At 64.9% G+C, this 245-nt stretch carries 2 protein-coding genes; both read right to left on the reverse strand.

The genetic code is table 11. From position 1 onward, the window contains the following. On the reverse strand, positions 1 to 113 hold a 113-nt coding region (locus tag JOY50_RS28880), incomplete at its 3' end, for a DUF3483 domain-containing protein (protein ID WP_140399199.1). Between the two features lie 42 nt (positions 114 to 155). Beyond that, positions 156 to 245: hypothetical protein (locus JOY50_RS29430; protein ID WP_373459464.1), on the reverse strand; the 90-nt coding region annotated here is incomplete at its 5' end.

Genomic DNA, 245 nt, shown 5'->3' on the forward strand with positions numbered 1-245 from the left:
AGGTTGACCTTGGACGGCCGGCCACGCCGCCACATGCGCACCCGGCGCAGGGCGCCGAGCACCGCCAGGCCAAGGGCAGCGAACAGCAGAATAGGTAGAAGGGTGTTCAACATGGGAGGCTCCCACAGGGGTCTACGGCGTTTAGGCGCGCTGGATCAGAAATCCTTGCACAGCCGCAAGGCGTCGTAGATCGCCGCATGCACGTTGCGCTGGGCCACGCAGTCGCCGATGCGATACAGCAGGTA

This window comes from Pseudomonas sp. BP01 (genome assembly GCF_022760795.1).
GTDB classification, from domain to species: domain Bacteria; phylum Pseudomonadota; class Gammaproteobacteria; order Pseudomonadales; family Pseudomonadaceae; genus Aquipseudomonas; species Aquipseudomonas putida_Q.